Origin of the sequence: Lysinibacillus sp. NPDC047702 (assembly GCF_050272555.1) — a bacterium.
Classification (GTDB): Bacteria; Bacillota; Bacilli; order Bacillales_A; family Planococcaceae; genus Lysinibacillus.
In genome coordinates this window covers 1-18,612 of record NZ_JBNNMG010000031.1, presented here as the reverse complement: position 1 = coordinate 18,612, position 18,612 = coordinate 1, and the positions used below count along the sequence as shown (strand labels likewise).

Genomic DNA, 18,612 nt, shown 5'->3' with positions numbered 1-18,612 from the left:
GCTGTCACTCCCTTTCTACTGTTAGTTCATATTCCACTTTGTCAAAGTAGTCTATTTCATATTCGTCGGTTTCGTTGTAACGAATAATTACGTCAAATCCCCACTTTTCATCGTAGGAATCGATTAAAAAAGTGGTTCGATTCTGTACATCGGAAACATTTGCAACTGCAACTTCTAGGCTATCTAAAAAGAAAGAGCCTCGCCCCTCAAACCACCTACCCTCAAACCACCTACGAAGCTGTGAAGCTACTTCATAAGCGTCATCATGCGAAGTTCCGTAAACATTGAATGAAATTGTAGCATTGCGTTCTTGTGTCCTCGATTCTTGTAATTCATTTGGTTGATCTTTATGAGATATATTTTCTCGCCCTTTGCCTTTGCGATCACCAATGATTTTATAAGTAGCATATGGCAAAGATGGCAACTTTCCGAACTGGTCCGCACGAATAATTGTGATAGACGCGTCAGCAGCTACTTCATTCCGAATTAATTTCATTAAATTCATTTTTCGCGCCACCTCATGAGATAGATATTAACATCTGTATATGCTGAATAATCCTTGAAGGCTTGTACGGTATATTTAGAGCCATTGTATTCTACCTTAGTGCCTTCTGGAATTTGCTCCACCGTCAGCAACTTTCGTTCCTTGACTGTATATGTGCCATTTTCTACATACTTTATATCATCATTAGATAAAGGTAGGATAATACCTGTCATTCCTTCAGGTGCTTCCTGACCATCAACCCACTCGCCATCGACATAACCGCCTTTACCCTTTACAAATGCCACAAAAGGCACACCTTGCGACCGAATAACGGATGCAAATGACATTTTTTCTGGCATTATTTTTGCACCACCTTGTAAGTGATACGCATACGCAAGCCGCCTGTGTCTATCAATGGGTTACTAGAACCCTTCTGCGCTATGGTAGACGGTGCATTGACTGGCGTATCTAAATCTGTAAGCTTTTCTTGGACATCTCCCACCATTTTAGCCCCTAGCCTCTCACACAACACTCGCGCGGTTATTCGACCACTTAAAACATGCTCTAATTGCTTTTGTAAAAATTTGAACCATTCGTTCTGTTTTTCGTCAAAAGCAGCTCGTAAAAACGAGCGTTCAGGAATAATGATTGAACCCTTTGTTTTACGAATAGTGATACCAAATTCATGTACACCTGCAATCATGACGTATTCAGCCCCATTACTGCCGAAAATCCCTACTTGGATTTCGTACTTTTTAAGCTCCTTTAGTGATTGAAGGATACGGGGAATATTGTTGCTACTTTGAATTTGTACACCCATCTATATCACCATCAAATTCAAGTGTTTTTTCGGTTCTTTTTCTAACTCGGCTAAATCTTCTAAAATTCGTTGGTATTCTTGTCCGTATTTCGACCCTAACAGCCCTAAGTTTTTGTTTGGATCACTATATTGACGCTCTATAACGTCCACTTTTTCGCGTATAACGGCTTGTTTTGGCTCTGTTGATAGAATAGCTAGGTGTGCGGCTAAATAGCGTGTAAGGCGTTCATGGTGCGCCACAGGAATACCCAAAGAGGACACTTCTAACGAAGCATCCTCGATATACATTTCCAGGCGTGTATCAGGAATCGCTTCAAATTCAGCTCCTAACAAGCGTATACGTTCAATTGTTGTTAAAGCAGGCATATCATACACCTCACTTTCATTTATTCGCCTTGAATTTCAGCAATTTGTGCCTCAATAGCAGCTAAGACAGTTTTACGACTTTCATCTAATTTGAAATGCTCTAAATATTCGATGGAAAACGTGTCTTTTACTAATTCAATAGCATCATCAGCGTTTAAATCTTTAAGAGAAACCGCGTTAACAATGGTTTGACCTTCTGGGATGACAATTTCACCATGATTGATTAATGTTTTCATCATAGGATGCTTCGTAAAAGCCTTAAATTCATCGTCCGTTAATGTATTTGCACCAGGAATAACCTTTACATCATTAGCAATGCGTGTGTAATTACCTCGATTGTGTACTAACATTAGATACCCTCCCCGCGCACGATAGCCATTGGATAACGTACAATAGCACCGCCACAACGTTCTTCAAGTGGAATCTTATAATTCGGGAACTTGTACTCCTGCGGATGGCGTGTAATATCCATCGACACAAGCATTTCCACCACATCAGGAGATGAATCTAGCACCAAGAAGCAGTCTGTGCCAGCAGTACCCTGCTTATTAATATCAGACGTGTAATCAATACGCTTGAACCAGTTTTGGGACTGGATATACTGTAAACACGTTTGCATTGTATGCACATTGTAGACTTTTTCAAGATGCTCATGCTGATCTGCCGCTACTAATAATGTATCTGCAATGTGACCAGGTAACTTATTGATTAAGTTTTTCGCCTTTTTAATGTCCTCAACGATTTCAACACCTGCTTTGTCCTTCCATTTTGTCGATGTGCCGGCTTCGTTGTTATCAACAGCAAGCACTTGAATCCCAGTAGCATTGACAACACCTAAAATATTGTGGTCTTTATCCCCAATCCACACGAGTTTATTTTCTTTTTCTGCGATGGCTTTACGTGCTGTATCCGCCTTTGTTACTTCCACTGGACGGCGTGCCATTTGTGCATTACGAATTTCCTGTACAGACAAATTAAATCCTACTGCAATAGAGTAAATATGTGCTGTATGACGTGCTAAATCAGCGTCTACTAATGGGATATCTGTTGCTCCTGGTGCTAAGATTTTAGCTGCACCTGAGCGTGTCATTACATCGTAGGAATAGGTTTCTGCTCCTTCTGGTACGTCTGTTTTCACATTAAAAATGGTACGAGCCTTTAGTTCTTCTTTTTTAGGCTCGTAAATTTTTTTATCTACCGCCTCCAAATCCTGTGGGCGTAGTAAAGCATCTTCACGAAATTGTGACATTGATTGTTCCTCCTTTAAGGTAAGTTAATTTCAATTTGTACAAGCGAATCTGCTGTAGCATTTGCACGAAAAACAGCACGTGTAAAAGCAATGCCAGCACTGGAAACAAATTTTCCTGTTGCAGCATCCACCTGTGCAGCCGCACCATTCAACACGTCACTGCCAGCAACTACAAAAATATTGCCACGTTTCACAACTGGCACTGGTTGACTGACTAAATATTTTTGATCGTCTGCATTAGTTGTGTAATCATGGATTTCGCGCGCTAATGCAATGCCGATTGGCGTACCGCCTACTTTAACTGGTACAATCCCTGTGCCATCTGCACTCAATTGCACAGCTGCACCAAATGGAATAACTTCCTTTGCTGGGTAACTGTCTGCAGCATACTCTTGATAATTTGCTAATTGTCCCGGTTTACCCGCAATCGACATGTATTGTCCATATTCTGTAATGGCCATCTGATAGCCCTCCTTTATAAGTAAATTAAGAACGCATATTTAAACGTTGCGCTCGCATTGCATTTACATCTGTATTTTGACTTGAATCAACTATAATCATGGAATTAGGTCCTGTAGATGAGTAGCCATTTGATTGTACTAACTCAATTGTTGTATCAAAACGAGCATTGATATAATCATCTGACTTTCCATCCCCTTTGAAATCCTTATTGGTTGTTGCAATAACTGCCTCTTTGATTTCACGTTCTGTTTTTCCAGTAAAATCAAACGAATCCCCTAGAAATGGCTTTGTTGTTTCGATTAATTGCACACGTTCTGCCACTTTTTTATCGAGTTCATCTGCTGACGCTTGCTTCGCTTTCTCATTAGCAAGTTCTTGCTCTAAAGCATCTACACGCCCTTGTAAAACGTCTAAAAAATCCGTTTTTTTCTTTTTCGGCTCTTCCTTTTTTCCTGGTTCTGTTTCCTCTTCCTCATCATCTTCGTCTTTTGAAGTGGAAGCTTCTAAACTCTCAATGTGAGCCTTTACCTTTGGGTCAATGTCATATTCTACACCGTTAATTTTGTACTTTGCCAATGTTGTTCCTCCTTTTTCATCTGCATCTATCTGCCATGCATCACTGTCAGAACGAATAGCCACTTCTGGTCCGGCTCGTCCTTGATCTACAATAGCGATGTGATTAATTTCGATATTGCGCTGTACATATTCATAAGCCTGCCCGTTGTATGTACCCGCTTCTGCCACAACGTCACTCATAAAGCCGATGCTTATGTCTCGCTTGCCATCATAAACTTTTTGAATAAGATCCTTATCTGTAATAGTCATGGATACATAAAGCTTCAAATCTTCTACATGGGCATCTGTATGACTCATACCTTTTGAATAAGTTTGATAGTTATCTAAAGTCACTGGTACGTTGGGATGCTCATCTGTAATCGGTTTGGAGCGGGCTGAATACATTGTGCGATCACTGAAAATCTCATCAGGCAGCTTGGCTTCCATTCGTACAGTGCCATCATGTCGAGCATATGGAAAAACACCAGGACGAGTAATCGGCACACGTACCGTTAAATACCCTTCTGGCGTCTCTGCATAATCGTTTATTAAACTGCGGTCATAGCGTTGTAGTTTCAAGCTATTTCCTCCTATTCATTGATAGCTATAGCAGCATTTGCCCACATAATTGCCTGTTGTAAATTCGTCTGTGCAGACGATTTTTCGCGGCTGTTAGGGCATAACTCATCAATCATATGAGCCAACTCCTTAGCTTTTGTTCGCAAAGCCTCATATCGCTTTGGTTGGTCCTCTTTGGGCGAATGATAAGAATAGCGATTCTCTAATTCTGCGCTAACATAACCTTTTGGTGTCATTGGCATGGTTTCACCCCCTTTCAAAGTAACAGGTTTATCGGGTTTAATTGTGAAACTAGGTTTATCCACATACAAATAAAATCATTCCCTCATTCTAAATTCACAAACGTTTGGGATTTTGACCAAAATAAAAACACCTAACCTTTTGCCGTTACGTGTTTTCACTCTTCTTTTATAACACCGATTTTCTTTAAATGCTCTCGAAACTTCTTTTTGTTTTCTTGCTTTTCCTCTTCCGTAAACTCAACTTTCCCAATAACTTTTCCCCCTAACGGCTGTGTCCATCTTGGATCGCTGAAAGGTTTTTTATTACTCATCGTATTCCTCCAATTGAATGTGATAAGTGCCATTTATTTCTTCGATGTTTTTCACTTTGAATTTCGATTCTCGCTCATATAATATTTCTTGTTCACCTTCATTGAAATGACTAATATTTCTGCCATTTTCAGCATCCAAAATATACAACTGAACTTGACCATCAAAATTATAAACATAACCTTTGGTAGTGGAAATAAATTCATTATACACCACTACAGAACCTAGCATATGACTACTCATAAAATTATTTAATTCTTCTTCGTTATAAAAATACAACGAACGACTTAAATCACCTTCATATTTTGGTACTTTCTTTAAGGCTGCATCTAAATTTTTTATTAGAATCTCATCCTGTTTATCAAGAGGCAATTCTCTTCTCAACTTATCATTCAATTTATAGGAATCCGAGCTAATATATTGATTCACAGCCCTCGTTTCTTCCTCTGTCAATTCCTCATTTACAGGTTGTTCTGCTGTTGATTCAATCTCCTCCTCATCATCATCGAAAATAGGCAGTGCAATACAACGACACCGGAAATCCTCACCAGGTAAACCGACAGCCGGTGGATCATCATAAGAAAATATCTTATCCTCAAGCTCTTTATGTGATTTTCTTACACGTTCATCCTTCGATGTTCGCCATCTAAAACGATTAACCCCCATATTTTGATGACGTTGAGCAGTCATCTGTCCAAAAAGGCTACCAGTTTGATCTACAGCCACAAATTCAGCCCTTCGCCTAGACATGTCAATTTGGTCCTCAAGTTGCTGGCGTATCTGCTTATGACTGCTGCCATTATTCACACCATCCAGCGCGATTTTTTCAATTTTTTTGGTGTAATCATCACGAATATTTGTGATATAGCCAACATTTTTTTCAACATTCTCTTTCATAAATGGCGTTAGCCAAGGTTCTGAGTCTGCTGGATTAATCCCTTTTACCTTGGCCTGTTGTTCCATGTTGGTTTTATTCACTTGGTTTAAATTTTTCATGAATGAATTAGCAGTTGTATTTACTTTACGTTGTGAGTAGGTATGGGTTATCGCATTTTTCATGCTATTTAACACTTTTTTGATGAAATCTAGTGGTCCATCCTCAATAAAAAAACCGCTACTATCTGCGCGGTTGTTGTCGATGTATTCTTTTAATTGTGTATCATAGATGGCTAAAGTTTTCTTGCCCGCTTCTTGAACAAGTTTATCGATGGAGCGGTAATAGGATGCTGTGACTACATCAGGGAAACGAGTAGGTGGTACACGTTTAGCCATGTGTGCCGTTTTCCTTCCATGCACTGTATACCTCATCTGCTACCCTTCGCCAATGTGCATCATCACCACTAAATTTGAAGTCATCAGACACACCAAACTGACCAAAGCGTGTCTCTCTAACTTCATCAGCTCCGATAACACCGTTAGACACGTAAATTTGGTCAGTTTCAGCGACAATCTTTCGAATCTCTGCATCGGTTTTGGAATCGACAGACCAAAGCGGGTTGAACTTAATTTCCCATTCAACTTTATCTGGATCGATGCGACCACCTGGTTCATTTTCAGCCCACAACAACATGCGGATAAGTTGTTCAAGAAGCGGCTTCATTTCATTTTCCTGTGCAGAAGTAATGCGAGCATAGTAATTCATAACATCGTACTGTGCGCCAGTAAGTGTACCAGCCTCTTGACCCTTAATGACGCTCTTAGGCATTCGAGCAGAAGCGGATATATAATCCCATACAAAGTCGAGCAAGTCTTTCATGCCAGATACGGGCGTTGTTTGCTTTGTGAGCGTCTCTCCCTTAGCAATAAGAGCAAGCGCCTCTGTTCTAAACATAAAGTCCAGTATCATTGAGAGCTCTTTCTTATCCTCTTTCGACAAATTCTCAATGTCAGCAGATTCATACACCTTGAATGTGAAATCATGCAATATCTGGCCAACAGACCATAGGGATGTATCAAGTACTGTAATAGCATCATATAACGACTCTAAAAGCGACATACCCTGTTCTTCATCCTCTAATCGTCTCGTTTGGTCATGCAATACGCGAGAATAATGAACAAGTGATTCTGTCTCTACGGCTTGTATTCCGCTTCTAGATGCTCGGCTAATTCGTAAGTTTTCCAACTTTCCATAGTTCTTATCAAATACATCATCATTAATTAACAACTCGCTTACTTTCATCGATGAGAATGGATGTAGATAATCTATAGTAAGTAGACTATCTAGTTTCAAAGGATCTTCTAACTTGAACTTATTTTTTTGTGTAATACCTAATGATATGAAGCCATCACCACGCATACGTTCGTACATCCTCATTTTCTTAAAAGCATCTTTTGCTTTAAGGTCTGCCAATCGCCCCATAATATCTCGTGCAAGTTGTTCATCCTGCATCCGAAGTGTGAACCAATGTCTTGTCATGTCCTCTGCTGGAATATCAACAATGTTTTGTACAATCGGATTATCAGCATATAAAGCGGATATTTCAGCATGTGTTAACTTTCTGCGAATACCAGGTACTTGCCGAGTAAGCTTATCCTTAGTACCTGCTTTCCCATGTCCTTGCATAAAATCCTCTTTGTACTGCCGAGCCACTTCAAGAGCACTCAAACTTCATCACCTACCAATACCTAACATTTTTTTCGTTCTGTCTAACAAGCTAGAATTATTCGTATACAACTGATTCAACGCTTGTGTCAAGGCATCCACCATGTCATCATGAGCCCCGTTAGGGAAGCTCACCATTTCCTCAATGACATCATTCACCCAAGGACACATATTCGGATGTGGGAAGTAAACGTTCCCCGCTTCAAATAAAGGAGACACCGCATTTGCACGTGCCTCCTTACCACCATCCGGATCAACTGGAATAATACCGCTGATTTCATCTTTTAATGTATCTATGACAGCAGAACCATTGGCTTTATCCTCAATGTATTTACTTGTAGCTTTCGGCCATTTGTCAGTCATAGATCGAATTGCTTTAACTGTATCTGGGAAGTTCATTCGTTTGTGGTCCTGATCTAATAAGAAATACTGCGCTTTTTTACGTGACCATACTTGTCCAGCAACAAAGTCGCTACTTTCTGTTTTCTTAAACGTACAATCCCATGATTGAGCCATTTTATCAAAGTGAAGCGGTAATACAATGACATCATCACTCAAGCCCCAATCCCGCTTCATTTGCTCATCACGTACATAGAATTTAATCCATTCCCGTTTAAAGATATTACCGCCTGCAGGAGCGGGTCTTTGCTGGTACAATGAAGCCCATGTACGTGAGCCGACTTCTACCTTTTTGTTAGTTGCCCATTCCTCGTCATATCCAAGCTCACGACACAATGGCTCTCCTGGTACTCGGTTGAGCAAGTCATTTTCATCTTCTGCAATGGCAGGTAGACGTAGGCGTATCCATTTACGAGGACTGCGAGCTATTAGGCGTCCTATTAAATCATCTTCGTGCCAACGCGTCATAATGACAATAAGTGAAGCTCCATCATGCAAACGTGTAGCTAGTGTAGCCTCCCATTCGTCCCAAATACTATCCCTGATAGTTTGTGACATGGCTTCTTTTGCGTTTTTTATGGGGTCATCAATAATCATTAGGTCAGCACCTTGACCTGTAATACTGCCCCCTATCCCAGTAGAAATCATGCCTCCTGGTTTATCCTCAATGCCCCAATCTTTAACGGCAGAATTGGATTCAGACAGTTGTTCACCAAATAACTCATAAGCAAACTCATTAAATTTATTACGGTTTAGCCGTCCGAATTTTTTTGCTAGCCCATCACTATAGGCAGCAGTAATGACACGCTTACTCGGATTCCTTCCTAGAAAATAGCTAGGAAACGATTCTGTAACGGTCATTGATTTCCCGTGACGCGGTGGCATTTCAATTAATACAGATAAATGCTCTCCATCTGCTATGCGTTGTAACACGCTGCATACAAGTTCTGTGTGTGCAAAATGTGTATAATTCCCATGATGTACGTATTCAACATAATCACGATAGAAGCGGGTTGCCAGTTCTTTTTCCGCTTCATATGCTAGTGCATTCATTTCCTCATCGCTTAGAGTTTGCAATAGCTCTCAACTCCTCCAGTGTTAAATTACTTAAATCAACGCCTGCGGTGTTGCTACCACCAGCACCTTTTGTTTCGGAACGAACTTTAGCAATATCAGCTTTAATCTTTTCTGATCTAAGCTGCAAATGTTCGAGTCTCGATTGCTGTTCACTATATGATTTTTCAATATCATGCTTTTGCTTTAATGCCTGAACAAGCTGTTTTGTAATTCTAGTTAGAGCATCTTCAATACTTAAAATATCGTCAATAGCTCTGAAGTCGGTTTCCTCAACTTCAACAGTCACCAATCGTTCTTTAACAATTGGCACCATTTTAGTTTCGCCTGTTTCTTCATCAAAAGTAGAAGCGGCTTCTTTCACTTTGCGCAATTGCTTCAGTACACGCCTTTGCTTTTCTGAAAGACCATCTTCGACATTTTTAATCCGCTTCATCATCCTGCGCTGTCTTATTGTCAACACACGTATGGTTGAATCAATTTGAAAAAGCGGGTCTGTTTCAATTGATTCAAAGATTGCTTTTTCTTCATCGTCTAGGTAATCCCACATAATCGTTTCATATTCGCCAGTTGTAACAGCGTTCTTGTTTCTGTATGGAGCGGCACCGCCTTTATTACCTACAGCATTCTTATTACCTTTCGGAGCGCCACCGCTATTACCTACAGCGTTTTTATTGCCTTTGGGAGCTCCTTTTTTGGTTGCAACCGAATCAGAAAGGGTTGCAACCTTTTTGTTATTGGTTGCAACCCTTATCCACTCTTCGCCTTTTTCCGCATCTCTGCTTTTTCGGCTTTTTAATGTTCCTAATTTAATATCATATTTCTTAGCTAAATTGGCTAAAGTTATGCTTGTGGTTTCCCACTCTTTCTTTATGTCGTCCCAGTTAGTCATCTGTCATAAACACCACCTCCAGCACTTCCATTAAGTTGTGTTTGTTTTCACAATTCCTCATCTTTTAACAAGTTGATGTCAAGCTCGATTAGCTTTTTTAGATCATCCACTGTATTTATTTTTATGTGACCGCTTCTGAAATCCTTAATCCACTGAGCAATGCCAGCTTGAACAATTTTTCGGTACTTCTCCTTAGACTCGTTTATATTCTCCACTACTTCTATTTCATGCTGTAGTAATAAAAGTGAATTCTCTTCACTTTCCAAAGGAACGTTTGTTCTATTTTTCATTGCCTCATACCGACCTCTCATCTATAATGAAAGTGAGATAGCGCATTGAGAAAAAACCGTGCACGGTGTAACGCTATCTCTGCCGATATTCGGCACATACTTCAGGGAGGTGTTAGCGCACCTCTCTTTTTTATTTCAACCACTGAAGAAAGACTTGTTCTGCTATTTTTTTCATCATTACTGGCGGAACGCTCATACCGCATACATATTGTGTATCAGTATTTCCGAAATCATAGTCATAAGGAAAACTTTGAATTCGAATAACATCTGTCTCGCTAATAAAAAAAGGCTCATCATATCTGATGAACTGCGAATTACTAGCTAATGTATATGGAACTTTGTTGTCTTTGACAAGGATTGTATTAAATGAACTATCTTTTCCCTCAGTCCGTTTAGTAATGTCACCTATGTTGTTATCGATAGGACGTCTTTTTAACCACCGCTTATAGGTCGTAGTCGTTTGATTAAGTGGCTTTCCTCTACCTGAACGAATCTCCTTATATAAGATAGGTCTTTCATTGAACGACATTTCAAGTTTTGGTAGGTTTAAGTCTTTTCGATGCGCGATAAAAAAAACTCGCTCACGGCGTTGAGGAACGCACATAGTTGCACTGTTCAATAAGAAAATTTGTAGCGTGTAACCAATATCCTCAAAGGCTTTCATTATAAGAGTTACAAAACCTTTTGCTTGCCCTATAATCATCCCTTTTACATTTTCGGCAATTATAACTTTCGGTTGTAACTTCGCTGCTACATCAAGAAAGTCAAAGAATAAATCATCAAGATGTTGTTTAGCTTGCCCTTCTCGAAAATGATGTGCTGCGCCCCATTTCGATTCTCTTTTTCCAGCTGTAGAAAAAACACTACAAGGTGGTGAGCCGTCTAGAATGTCGATATTAAATAATTCTTCGGGCAATTCTTTATTAGGTATATGTTTAAATTGCTGTACGCCCATCAAAAACGAGTATTTAGGATTGTGATTATTTTTGTATATCTCCATCATTTCTGAATCGATTTCCACATTACCAATGACATCATACCCAGCTAGTTTATATCCCATAGTTGAACCGCCACCACATGAAAAACAACTAAACACTTTGAGATTGTTTTTCTCAACATTTTTCAACTCACATAATGACCAATTCCACTCATTCATTGATTATTCTCCTTAGGATCAAATACAAAACCACACTTAGGACATTTACATTCAAAATTATCCTCTTCAAATGTTTCTAAAGCCAGTTCTTGATTGAAAAATTCCGTCATTTCGTCATCCTGTTCAGTAAATTGCTTAATTAGTGATTCAATCTCTTTTTGGTCAAAACCGCTCCCGAGATTTAATTCACTTCCTTCAAGTTCCGCCAAAAGATCAGCAAGTTTTTCCTCATCCCATTTACCACTTACTTTATTAAGGGCTAGGTTAGCAAACTTTTCTTTTTCCTCAGAAAAATCTACAACTGATACTTCCAACTCAGTATATCCCTCTGCCAAAAGTACATTAAATCTTTGATGACCACCAACAAGGTTGCCAGTTCGTTCATTCCAAATGAGAGGATCAATATAACCATATTCTTTAATTGATCTTACTAACTTTTCATATTCCGAATCACCAGGTTTAAGTTCTTCCCTTGGGTTATATGGTGCTGGATTGATTTTTTCTACAGGTATATTTTTTATCTTCATACAGTAACTCCCTTTCATAAACTCTCAAAAGCAAGCACCGAAATTGAATAGGGAGGAAGCTATTCTAATCAATACTTGCTTTTCAAAGCAAAAGAAAAAGCCTTACCGTGCTAGGTGTAAGGCTCTACATGATAAAAATATTTAATTGTCGAGACAGCTCATTTTCTCACATTAAAGAGCTGTAAGTATTTATTATTGTAAGGCAGAATTGTGTTTTAATTTTTTAGTGCATTTCCGTGCACTTGCTTGTAGTAAGTTTGACTGAATTAAAAAGAAGGTGTGACATTCACATAAAAACCACTCCTTTCAGTTAAGAAAAGACTAATTTCCTCCGCTTCCAGTTATACACATTAGTCTTACAATATCATCATACTTTGTTAGTAATGAAAATAAAATGAAGTGTTTTTGAAATGGCATATCATTGTTGAAAGCGTAGACCATCTACCCCGAAAATCAGTACTGTCAAGTCCTCATAGGCTTTCTTTGCATCATTGTAAACAGTTCTTTCGGTTAAAAACTGAAATTCACTAACCTCCGCATGCGTTTTTTTCTCAGGTGATATATATAAATGATAGATTGTATTGTACCGTCTTACTTCTTCTTCTGAGGAAGCTTCCTCACACATCTCTTTATATACATTGAGCATACGGTCAATAAATTTAATTAAAGCCAATGTTCTTTTTTTAGATCGTTTGATTGCCTCAACTGCAAATTCATCAGTGTCTAATTCATCCAGAGCTAATTTGCGATCAATTTTAACAATGTCGTTTCTAATATCAGCAGCATGCTTTACGAAAGAACGATAATTACGCAATAGAACTTTTACATTTCGAAGCCTGCGATCATGTTTTAGTTTCTCTTTTTGAATTTGCTCCTGTTTGTACTGCTCAATAGCAACAATAGAAGCTGTTTGTGAAGCGGTTTGAGAAGCTATTTTTGTAATCAATTCAATTTGTTCTGTTGTTAGAGTTGTTGTTTCTGTCATAGTTTTGCCCCCTATGATATAATCAATTATCTGACTGAACTTAAAAAAGGGCAGGAATCAATTTAGAGCTGTAGTGTCGTCACACACTACAGCTTTTTATTTTTATTAATAAACTACATGCACAAATCCATCTTCTCGAATTTGTACTGGTTGTCCATCTAAATCATCGAAATAAACTTTTCCCCAACCTTCGATATATTCCCAGTAACCTAAATTGTATTTGTCACCATAGCGCTTTTGAAAATATTCTCTAGCTTCAATATGGTTTTTAAATTTCGGGAAATTCGCTTCATCTTTACGACTGATAATAAACAATAAATATTCCCCCCTCCTATGCAAAATCCTCAGAATGCCAACTTATAAACAGCTCACTCTATTTATTGGAACCTCTTTTAATTCGTTCTCAATTTTTACAACAGCTACTGGATAAGCAACAACGCCGCCTGTATGACCACCAATCATTGGAGATTCTCCAATAGGCTGTGAATACTGAAAAACACCTATTAATTCACCTTCAACTATTTCTTTACCGATTTTTACAGACACTTTACTCATGATTCTGCTCATGATTCTGCTCACCATCCTTCTCATTTTACTCATATTGTGCAGTATCAGATTGTTTAACAAGTTCTTTCTTCTTCACAGACAAACATCCATACAAAAATACATATCACATCATAAAAAAGTAGTGTATAAAGCTAACCCATTTACTTTATACCTCCATTTTTAAGGGTCGCTGATGATGCCACAGTGACCCTTTTATAGTTTCTTTCATATTGTTCAGTACTATCTCCGCTATACTTCTTCAAGACTCTATTTTCACAGCTTTCCTTAAAAATATTATTTATTTCTCTTTAATAGACATATTACCAATCACCTTCCAACATTAATTCATAGAATATTAGTGAATGAACAGTTTTCACAATTAATAAGTAACAAACGCCTATAACTTGCGGGGTTACTAACATATTACGGAATGGAGGTGACAAAAAATGGACCCACAAAAATTAATTTGTGATAGTTGTTGTGAAAAAAACCGAGTTCTTTGGCCCCGTATAAAAGCTGTTGACATTTGTTCTATGCAACCTCCTTCAGTCGTAATTCCTGGCGGAACAATTATTCCAACGATAAATAGATATTTCTATATTGTTACAGAAGATATTGATTTAACAAACGGAACAATCATTCCGGCTAGTTTATTTACAGATGATAATAGCGATCCAGTAACAGAATTCAAACTTTTTTATCCTAATGGATATGTTAATCTTTACATCAATGCTGTAATGCAAGAGGGCGGTGCATATAAAGTAACCCCATATTCATTAACTCTTAACCCATTTAATGCAACTATATATGCTGGAACTCCAATAATTATCGAATCATTAGGTTTCCAACAAATGTAATCTAAAATTCCTTTATCCCTTGAAAGGGGGTGAAAAAAATGGCACTTTCAATTATCAATATTCATGTAAATGTTACAGGCACTTCGACAAGATTCTTTAATGTTTTAGCAGCAAATTTAACTGTCACAGACGGTACTACTGTTGCTGCAACTGCCTTTCTAGACGATAGTGGAACTGCCGCTACTGCTTTCCCTGTAGTAGCTAATGGCTACTATAATTTCTATATTAATGGCGTATTACAAGAAGGTGATTCATATACAATTTCTGCAACAGAATTAACATTTAACGGTGTTACTGGTACAATCACAGCAGGAACTCCATTAGTAGTGGAAGCCGTAGAATTAGTTACACAAACTTAATTTTTAATTATCAATCATACGTTTTAATAGTATGAAGCTTTCTAGTCTTTCTTCTATTTTGGTGCTTAGGGTCACTTCCGGACAAGTGACCCTTCCTTTATTAGCCTCTCATATTGTTCAGTAGTGATTTTAAGATTTACATTATTGTGCTAATATTTACATAAATAAAAATATTAGGAGGCTACCTTTATGAATTCTCATGAAACTAAAGTAAAGGAATTTTTAAGTTCTAATAATGTAAAAGCTGAACACTTCGTATTTAATCAATCTTGTCACTCCGTAAAAGAAGCCGCTGAAGCAGTTAATGGCTCGGAAGACGATTTTGTAAAAAATATTTGCATGATTGACTCAAATAATGAATTAATAGTGGCTATTGTTAAAGGAAACAATAGAGCTAGTACAACTCGTGTTGCAAAATCATTAAATATAGAAAAGCCTAGACTTGCTAATGGAATTGAAATTATTGAACGTACAGGTTTCCCACCAGGTGGAGTTCCTTCTTTTGGTTTTCAAGCAAATTTTTTAGTTGATCCAAAAGTGACAAATATGGATTACGTATATACTGGTGGTGGTTCAGAAAACTCTTTAGTTAAAATAAATGTTCAAGACTTATTAAAAATCAATCAAGGTACTATTATTAAAGTAAGCAAGTAAATAGTAACTCTTTACAACCGTTTAAAATGACGGTTGTTTTTGCCTTTTTTGCTGCACAAAATTGTTCAATTGAATATCAGACACCATCCCATTCCCATAGGCTTAATTTGCCTTTTGCTGGCACTGGCTCAGGTAACACTTTCACTGTATTCAGCTCCCAAGCATATCGACCATTCATAAAATCACCAAAGTACAGTTCATCACCCTCTAATTTTTTTCCGAATTCAATGCCAGCAACACTTAACTCATTCGGTATCAAATGACATTCAACTAATTCAGTGGTAGCAATGACAGCACCCAATGGTAAATCTGCAATTTCAATTCCATGCTTTTGCAGTGTTTTCTTAATCGGTGGATATTCGCAATATTCTTTATCAATTGTTTTACCAGCGTGAATAGCTAAAGTTCCTCTATACTTCGTTTGCCAACTACGTGTTTCAAACTGTTTTTCCCTCAATGCGATCAATGTCGCCCAAGGTTGCTTTATTGTGATAGCTTTCATATATTCATCACCTTTATCTCAAAATAAGCTCAATTGTTCATATTTTTGTTTTTTGCCAGGTTCGTTCACAGTTTCCGTCTTTTTTCGGACCTTTTTTGGCATATCGTTCGCCATGTCCGCTTCTTTTAGTACAGGATCTGATACAACTTTTTTAATCGCCTGTAGTTCTGAGCCTACTAAGAGCACGCTACCTATGACCTTTTTATCTACTGGCTGCTTGTTTAGTTGAATTGATATACAGCCATAAAAGTTTTCTATCACTGTTGCCTGTTTACCATTTTCATAATGTTTACGTCTTATGAGCGATTCATCCATAATTTCTACGATGTCACCGACCACAGACGCTTCTGAATCGCCTAAGTGCTCTATACGTTCAAAGCAACTAGTATTCTTGTAAGAACCAACAGGAGCAACATCAGGGCGGGATTTCAAAAACACATCGTAGTAGCCGTTTGCTTTCGGTTCCGTGATGACATATTCCTCGCCAACCCTATAAAAATGCGATGGAGGCTTCACTACACGAGCTAGGTATTTGCTTTTAATTTGTGTTGACACTTTCATAGCAGCATCTACTAATTCAAAACGGCTCTTTTGGTAGGTGCCGAAATGAGCACCAGTATGTGGAAATCTGCTTACGTTATAAGCCAATCCCCCGTGTGGGAAAAGGTAATATTCCTCTCCCACTTTTAAATTGGTACAAGCACCTGCATCAATGCATTTTCCTTGCAGCATCCTTACCACCTACTTTCGATAAATGGCAATAAATAATGCAATGTATACCCATCCATGGATTTGACTTCACTTGCGCTTTCTTCAAACGTAACAAGTGGAATTGATTTTCGTTCCCCTCTTTTTGCTCCTAACCAAGCTGCTTGAAGCGGTGGAAATGGCAAGCGGTAGTATTTGTCCAGATCTTTGAAATAAACGAGTAAGAAGGATATAGCCCCCTTCTCGTACCAGGAGCGGAGCAGTTCATATTGATGCTCATGTAAATTTTGAAGCGGAAAACTTTTGCCTTTCGTTTCCTTTGCGTCAAATACTACAGCTCGCCCATTACATACACCTGCATAGTCCACCCATTCCGGCTTTTCCTTTCGTCCCTCAACTGTTTGGCCTTTATCCTTTGTCACCTGTATAGGTGTGGGTATTTTGCGAATATCGGCTAACCCTGCATTGCGGTATTTTTCATTAGCCATATCAATGACATGCTCTAAAAATTTGCCACGGTTAGCATGTGTTACTGATTTCGCACGCTGTTTAGTTGATTGATTATGAAACATCCTGTGTCCCCATTTCTTCTTGATTTTCCGCTTCTAACAGGTCATATATGGTGAGCTGATTTTTCAAAAACTCCTCCTCGAGGTCATCCAAATGCCGTTGCCAGCATGTGAACCCATATTGTCGTACTATGGATTCACCACTTTTTAAAGGTCTGTTACATCTTTTACAACGACTCATGATGTACTCCTATCTTGAAGTATTAGCTCGTCTAAAGATTCTTGAATGAGTGCTGCAGACAATTCAACAGACCTTAAAATACTTTTAGTTTTAGCCTTGTTTAAAATTATTTCAATGTCTGAAAAGCTTCTGCCAATTAGATACGTTAATATCTCATGTATTAGGAAATTATCTGTTAAGTTCTTACTCAAATAGAAAAGCAACTCATCTTCATTTGGCAACTCATAATCCATACGATTATGAAAGCGGCGCCATACAGCGGGATCTATATCACTATCAAGGTTTGTAGCAGCTAATAATATTACCTCGTCATTCAAAGCATCTAAATTTTGAAGTAATGAGTTGACTACTCGTTTCATTTCACTCTCTGGTCCATCTCCTTTTAGCGCATTACGATTATTAGCAATCGCATCGAATTCATCCAAGAACAGGACACATGATTGTTTATTAGCTACATCAAAAAGTTTTCGCAGGTTATTGGCTGTGCCTCCTAAATGACTGTCAATCAACGTGTCCAATCGAACAAGGATGAGCGGTAAATTCAATAAACTGGCAATGTAGTGAGCACTAATCGTCTTTCCTGTACCTGGTGGACCAAACAGGAGTGTTTTGTTAGGTATCGGTATTTCAGCTTCCCAAAAAACTTCTTTTTTTCTTACCACAGCAATTAACTCTGCAATTTTTTCTTTATTCTTTTGTGTTGGCACAAAATCTCTTGCTCGAATAGCCGCTTCATTCGGGTAAAATAATTCATAACCTAATTTTTTTGCCATTTCGTCTAGGTTACTGTTGCCTCTTTGGTTTCCTAATCGCTGAACTTGTACTCGAAGCTTATCTGCTTTTTCCTGCAAGCCTCTTTTCTCATATTTTTCAGCAATTTTTTCAGCATCATGAGCTATATTAATTCGATCACCTGTGTAAGCATTTTTTAAAATTCTAAGTAGTTCATAAAAGAACTTTGGCTCTGCTACTTGTGATGCCATGGTCCTTCCCCCTTATCATCTCAAAATGGTAAATCATCCTCAGATACTTCAATTGGGCCCCTATTATTCGCGAATGGGTCTTCATCCACCCGCGTATAATTCGGCTGATTCATAGGAGGCTGATTTTGCTGATAAGCTGGATTGCTGCCAAATGAACCCTGTCCAGGCATAGAGCCACCAAATGATTGATTTGGTTGATTATTTCCGTATGCTTGTCCGCCATATTGAGGCTGTGGTTGCTGTGGCTGATGTGCATTCGGTT

28 protein-coding genes and 1 pseudogene are annotated in these 18,612 nt (G+C 38.4%); 3 read left to right on the top strand and 26 right to left on the bottom strand.

The features are described 5' to 3' along the window. Positions 1-4 precede the first annotated feature (4 nt). From ACQKIM_RS15340 to ACQKIM_RS15245, 20 genes are all read right to left on the bottom strand, one after another. A complete protein-coding gene (locus ACQKIM_RS15340) occupies positions 5-505 on the bottom strand; it encodes a phage neck terminator protein (RefSeq protein ID WP_427545376.1) in 501 nt (166 codons plus the stop codon). Further along, positions 502-843, bottom strand: a complete 342-nt coding sequence (locus tag ACQKIM_RS15335; RefSeq protein ID WP_427545374.1) for a hypothetical protein — start codon at positions 841-843, stop codon at positions 502-504. The genes ACQKIM_RS15340 and ACQKIM_RS15335 overlap by 4 nt, the downstream gene beginning before the upstream one ends. Beyond that, entirely contained in the window at positions 843-1,304 is a 462-nt protein-coding gene (locus tag ACQKIM_RS15330; protein ID WP_427545372.1) for a hypothetical protein, read from the bottom strand. The genes ACQKIM_RS15335 and ACQKIM_RS15330 overlap by 1 nt, the downstream gene beginning before the upstream one ends. After that, complete coding sequence (locus tag ACQKIM_RS15325) at positions 1,305-1,670, bottom strand: DUF4054 domain-containing protein (protein ID WP_427545370.1); 366 nt, start codon at positions 1,668-1,670, stop codon at positions 1,305-1,307. Positions 1,671-1,690: 20 nt separating this feature from the next. Beyond that, positions 1,691-2,020 (bottom strand): hypothetical protein, encoded by a 330-nt coding sequence (locus ACQKIM_RS15320; protein WP_427545368.1) that lies wholly within the window; start codon positions 2,018-2,020, stop codon positions 1,691-1,693. After that, complete coding sequence (locus ACQKIM_RS15315) at positions 2,020-2,919, bottom strand: DUF2184 domain-containing protein (RefSeq protein ID WP_427545366.1); 900 nt, start codon at positions 2,917-2,919, stop codon at positions 2,020-2,022. The genes ACQKIM_RS15320 and ACQKIM_RS15315 overlap by 1 nt, the downstream gene beginning before the upstream one ends. 14 nt (positions 2,920-2,933) lie before the next feature. Then, positions 2,934-3,380 carry a structural cement protein Gp24 gene (locus tag ACQKIM_RS15310; RefSeq protein WP_427545364.1) on the bottom strand — a complete coding sequence of 149 codons (447 nt, stop codon included), beginning with the start codon at positions 3,378-3,380 and terminating at the stop codon, positions 2,934-2,936. A 25-nt stretch (positions 3,381-3,405) separates the two neighbouring features. Further along, positions 3,406-4,515: a DUF2213 domain-containing protein gene (locus ACQKIM_RS15305; RefSeq protein WP_427545362.1), complete on the bottom strand. Its 1,110-nt coding sequence runs from the start codon at positions 4,513-4,515 to the stop codon at positions 3,406-3,408. An 11-nt stretch (positions 4,516-4,526) separates the two neighbouring features. Further along, positions 4,527-4,757, bottom strand: a complete 231-nt coding sequence (locus ACQKIM_RS15300; protein WP_427545360.1) for a DUF7681 family protein — start codon at positions 4,755-4,757, stop codon at positions 4,527-4,529. Positions 4,758-4,912: 155 nt separating this feature from the next. Next, entirely contained in the window at positions 4,913-5,068 is a 156-nt protein-coding gene (locus ACQKIM_RS15295; protein ID WP_427545358.1) for a hypothetical protein, read from the bottom strand. Next, the gene (locus tag ACQKIM_RS15290; protein WP_427545356.1) at positions 5,061-6,338 is read right to left on the bottom strand and encodes a phage minor head protein; all 1,278 of its coding nucleotides are present in this window, start codon (positions 6,336-6,338) and stop codon (positions 5,061-5,063) included. The genes ACQKIM_RS15295 and ACQKIM_RS15290 overlap by 8 nt, the downstream gene beginning before the upstream one ends. Further along, positions 6,331-7,671 carry an anti-CBASS protein Acb1 family protein gene (locus tag ACQKIM_RS15285; RefSeq protein ID WP_427545354.1) on the bottom strand — a complete coding sequence of 447 codons (1,341 nt, stop codon included), beginning with the start codon at positions 7,669-7,671 and terminating at the stop codon, positions 6,331-6,333. The genes ACQKIM_RS15290 and ACQKIM_RS15285 overlap by 8 nt, the downstream gene beginning before the upstream one ends. A gap of 6 nt (positions 7,672-7,677) precedes the next feature. Beyond that, complete coding sequence (gene terL, locus ACQKIM_RS15280; protein ID WP_427545352.1) at positions 7,678-9,144, bottom strand: phage terminase large subunit; 1,467 nt, start codon at positions 9,142-9,144, stop codon at positions 7,678-7,680. After that, on the bottom strand, positions 9,125-10,033 hold the full coding sequence (terS, locus tag ACQKIM_RS15275) for a phage terminase small subunit (RefSeq protein WP_427545350.1): 909 nt from the start codon (positions 10,031-10,033) through the stop codon (positions 9,125-9,127). Before terS ends, terL begins: the two co-directional genes overlap by 20 nt. A 47-nt stretch (positions 10,034-10,080) precedes the next feature. Next, positions 10,081-10,323, bottom strand: coding sequence for a hypothetical protein (locus tag ACQKIM_RS15270; RefSeq protein ID WP_427545349.1), 243 nt, complete (start codon positions 10,321-10,323; stop codon positions 10,081-10,083). Between the two features lie 130 nt (positions 10,324-10,453). Continuing rightward, positions 10,454-11,479: a DNA cytosine methyltransferase gene (locus ACQKIM_RS15265; RefSeq protein WP_427545347.1), complete on the bottom strand. Its 1,026-nt coding sequence runs from the start codon at positions 11,477-11,479 to the stop codon at positions 10,454-10,456. Continuing rightward, positions 11,476-12,006 carry a ParB N-terminal domain-containing protein gene (locus ACQKIM_RS15260; protein WP_427545345.1) on the bottom strand — a complete coding sequence of 177 codons (531 nt, stop codon included), beginning with the start codon at positions 12,004-12,006 and terminating at the stop codon, positions 11,476-11,478. The genes ACQKIM_RS15265 and ACQKIM_RS15260 overlap by 4 nt, the downstream gene beginning before the upstream one ends. Positions 12,007-12,424: 418 nt before the next feature. Continuing rightward, positions 12,425-12,991, bottom strand: a complete 567-nt coding sequence (locus tag ACQKIM_RS15255) for a hypothetical protein (protein WP_427545343.1) — start codon at positions 12,989-12,991, stop codon at positions 12,425-12,427. A gap of 105 nt (positions 12,992-13,096) precedes the next feature. Then, positions 13,097-13,306 (bottom strand): hypothetical protein, encoded by a 210-nt coding sequence (locus ACQKIM_RS15250; protein ID WP_427545341.1) that lies wholly within the window; start codon positions 13,304-13,306, stop codon positions 13,097-13,099. A 42-nt stretch (positions 13,307-13,348) separates the two neighbouring features. After that, positions 13,349-13,558, bottom strand: coding sequence for a hypothetical protein (locus tag ACQKIM_RS15245; protein WP_427545340.1), 210 nt, complete (start codon positions 13,556-13,558; stop codon positions 13,349-13,351). Between the two features lie 425 nt (positions 13,559-13,983). On the opposite strand from ACQKIM_RS15245, the gene ACQKIM_RS15240 reads away from it, so the two are divergent. The 3 genes from ACQKIM_RS15240 to ACQKIM_RS15230 all read left to right on the top strand — a co-directional run bounded on the left by ACQKIM_RS15240 (position 13,984) and on the right by ACQKIM_RS15230 (position 15,407). Then, complete coding sequence (locus ACQKIM_RS15240; RefSeq protein WP_427545338.1) at positions 13,984-14,394, top strand: DUF4183 domain-containing protein; 411 nt, start codon at positions 13,984-13,986, stop codon at positions 14,392-14,394. Positions 14,395-14,432: 38 nt separating this feature from the next. Then, positions 14,433-14,753 (top strand): DUF4183 domain-containing protein, encoded by a 321-nt coding sequence (locus tag ACQKIM_RS15235; protein WP_427545336.1) that lies wholly within the window; start codon positions 14,433-14,435, stop codon positions 14,751-14,753. 189 nt (positions 14,754-14,942) lie between these two features. Then, complete coding sequence (locus ACQKIM_RS15230; RefSeq protein ID WP_427545334.1) at positions 14,943-15,407, top strand: aminoacyl-tRNA deacylase; 465 nt, start codon at positions 14,943-14,945, stop codon at positions 15,405-15,407. A gap of 76 nt (positions 15,408-15,483) precedes the next feature. Here the strand turns inward: ACQKIM_RS15230 and ACQKIM_RS15225 are convergent, their stop codons facing one another. The 6 genes and pseudogenes from ACQKIM_RS15225 to ACQKIM_RS15200 form a co-directional block, all read right to left on the bottom strand. After that, positions 15,484-15,909 (bottom strand): ASCH domain-containing protein, encoded by a 426-nt coding sequence (locus ACQKIM_RS15225; RefSeq protein WP_427545332.1) that lies wholly within the window; start codon positions 15,907-15,909, stop codon positions 15,484-15,486. 18 nt (positions 15,910-15,927) lie between these two features. Next, on the bottom strand, positions 15,928-16,641 hold the full coding sequence (locus ACQKIM_RS15220) for a hypothetical protein (protein WP_427545330.1): 714 nt from the start codon (positions 16,639-16,641) through the stop codon (positions 15,928-15,930). 2 nt (positions 16,642-16,643) lie between these two features. Then, positions 16,644-17,189: a Holliday junction resolvase RecU gene (locus tag ACQKIM_RS15215; RefSeq protein WP_427545328.1), complete on the bottom strand. Its 546-nt coding sequence runs from the start codon at positions 17,187-17,189 to the stop codon at positions 16,644-16,646. Further along, positions 17,179-17,367: a DUF6011 domain-containing protein gene (locus tag ACQKIM_RS15210; RefSeq protein ID WP_427545326.1), complete on the bottom strand. Its 189-nt coding sequence runs from the start codon at positions 17,365-17,367 to the stop codon at positions 17,179-17,181. The genes ACQKIM_RS15215 and ACQKIM_RS15210 overlap by 11 nt, the downstream gene beginning before the upstream one ends. Next, the gene (locus ACQKIM_RS15205) at positions 17,364-18,350 is read right to left on the bottom strand and encodes an AAA family ATPase (protein ID WP_427545324.1); all 987 of its coding nucleotides are present in this window, start codon (positions 18,348-18,350) and stop codon (positions 17,364-17,366) included. Before ACQKIM_RS15205 ends, ACQKIM_RS15210 begins: the two co-directional genes overlap by 4 nt. A gap of 20 nt (positions 18,351-18,370) precedes the next feature. Further along, a pseudogene (locus tag ACQKIM_RS15200) lies at positions 18,371-18,612 on the bottom strand (single-stranded DNA-binding protein); the annotation flags it as partial.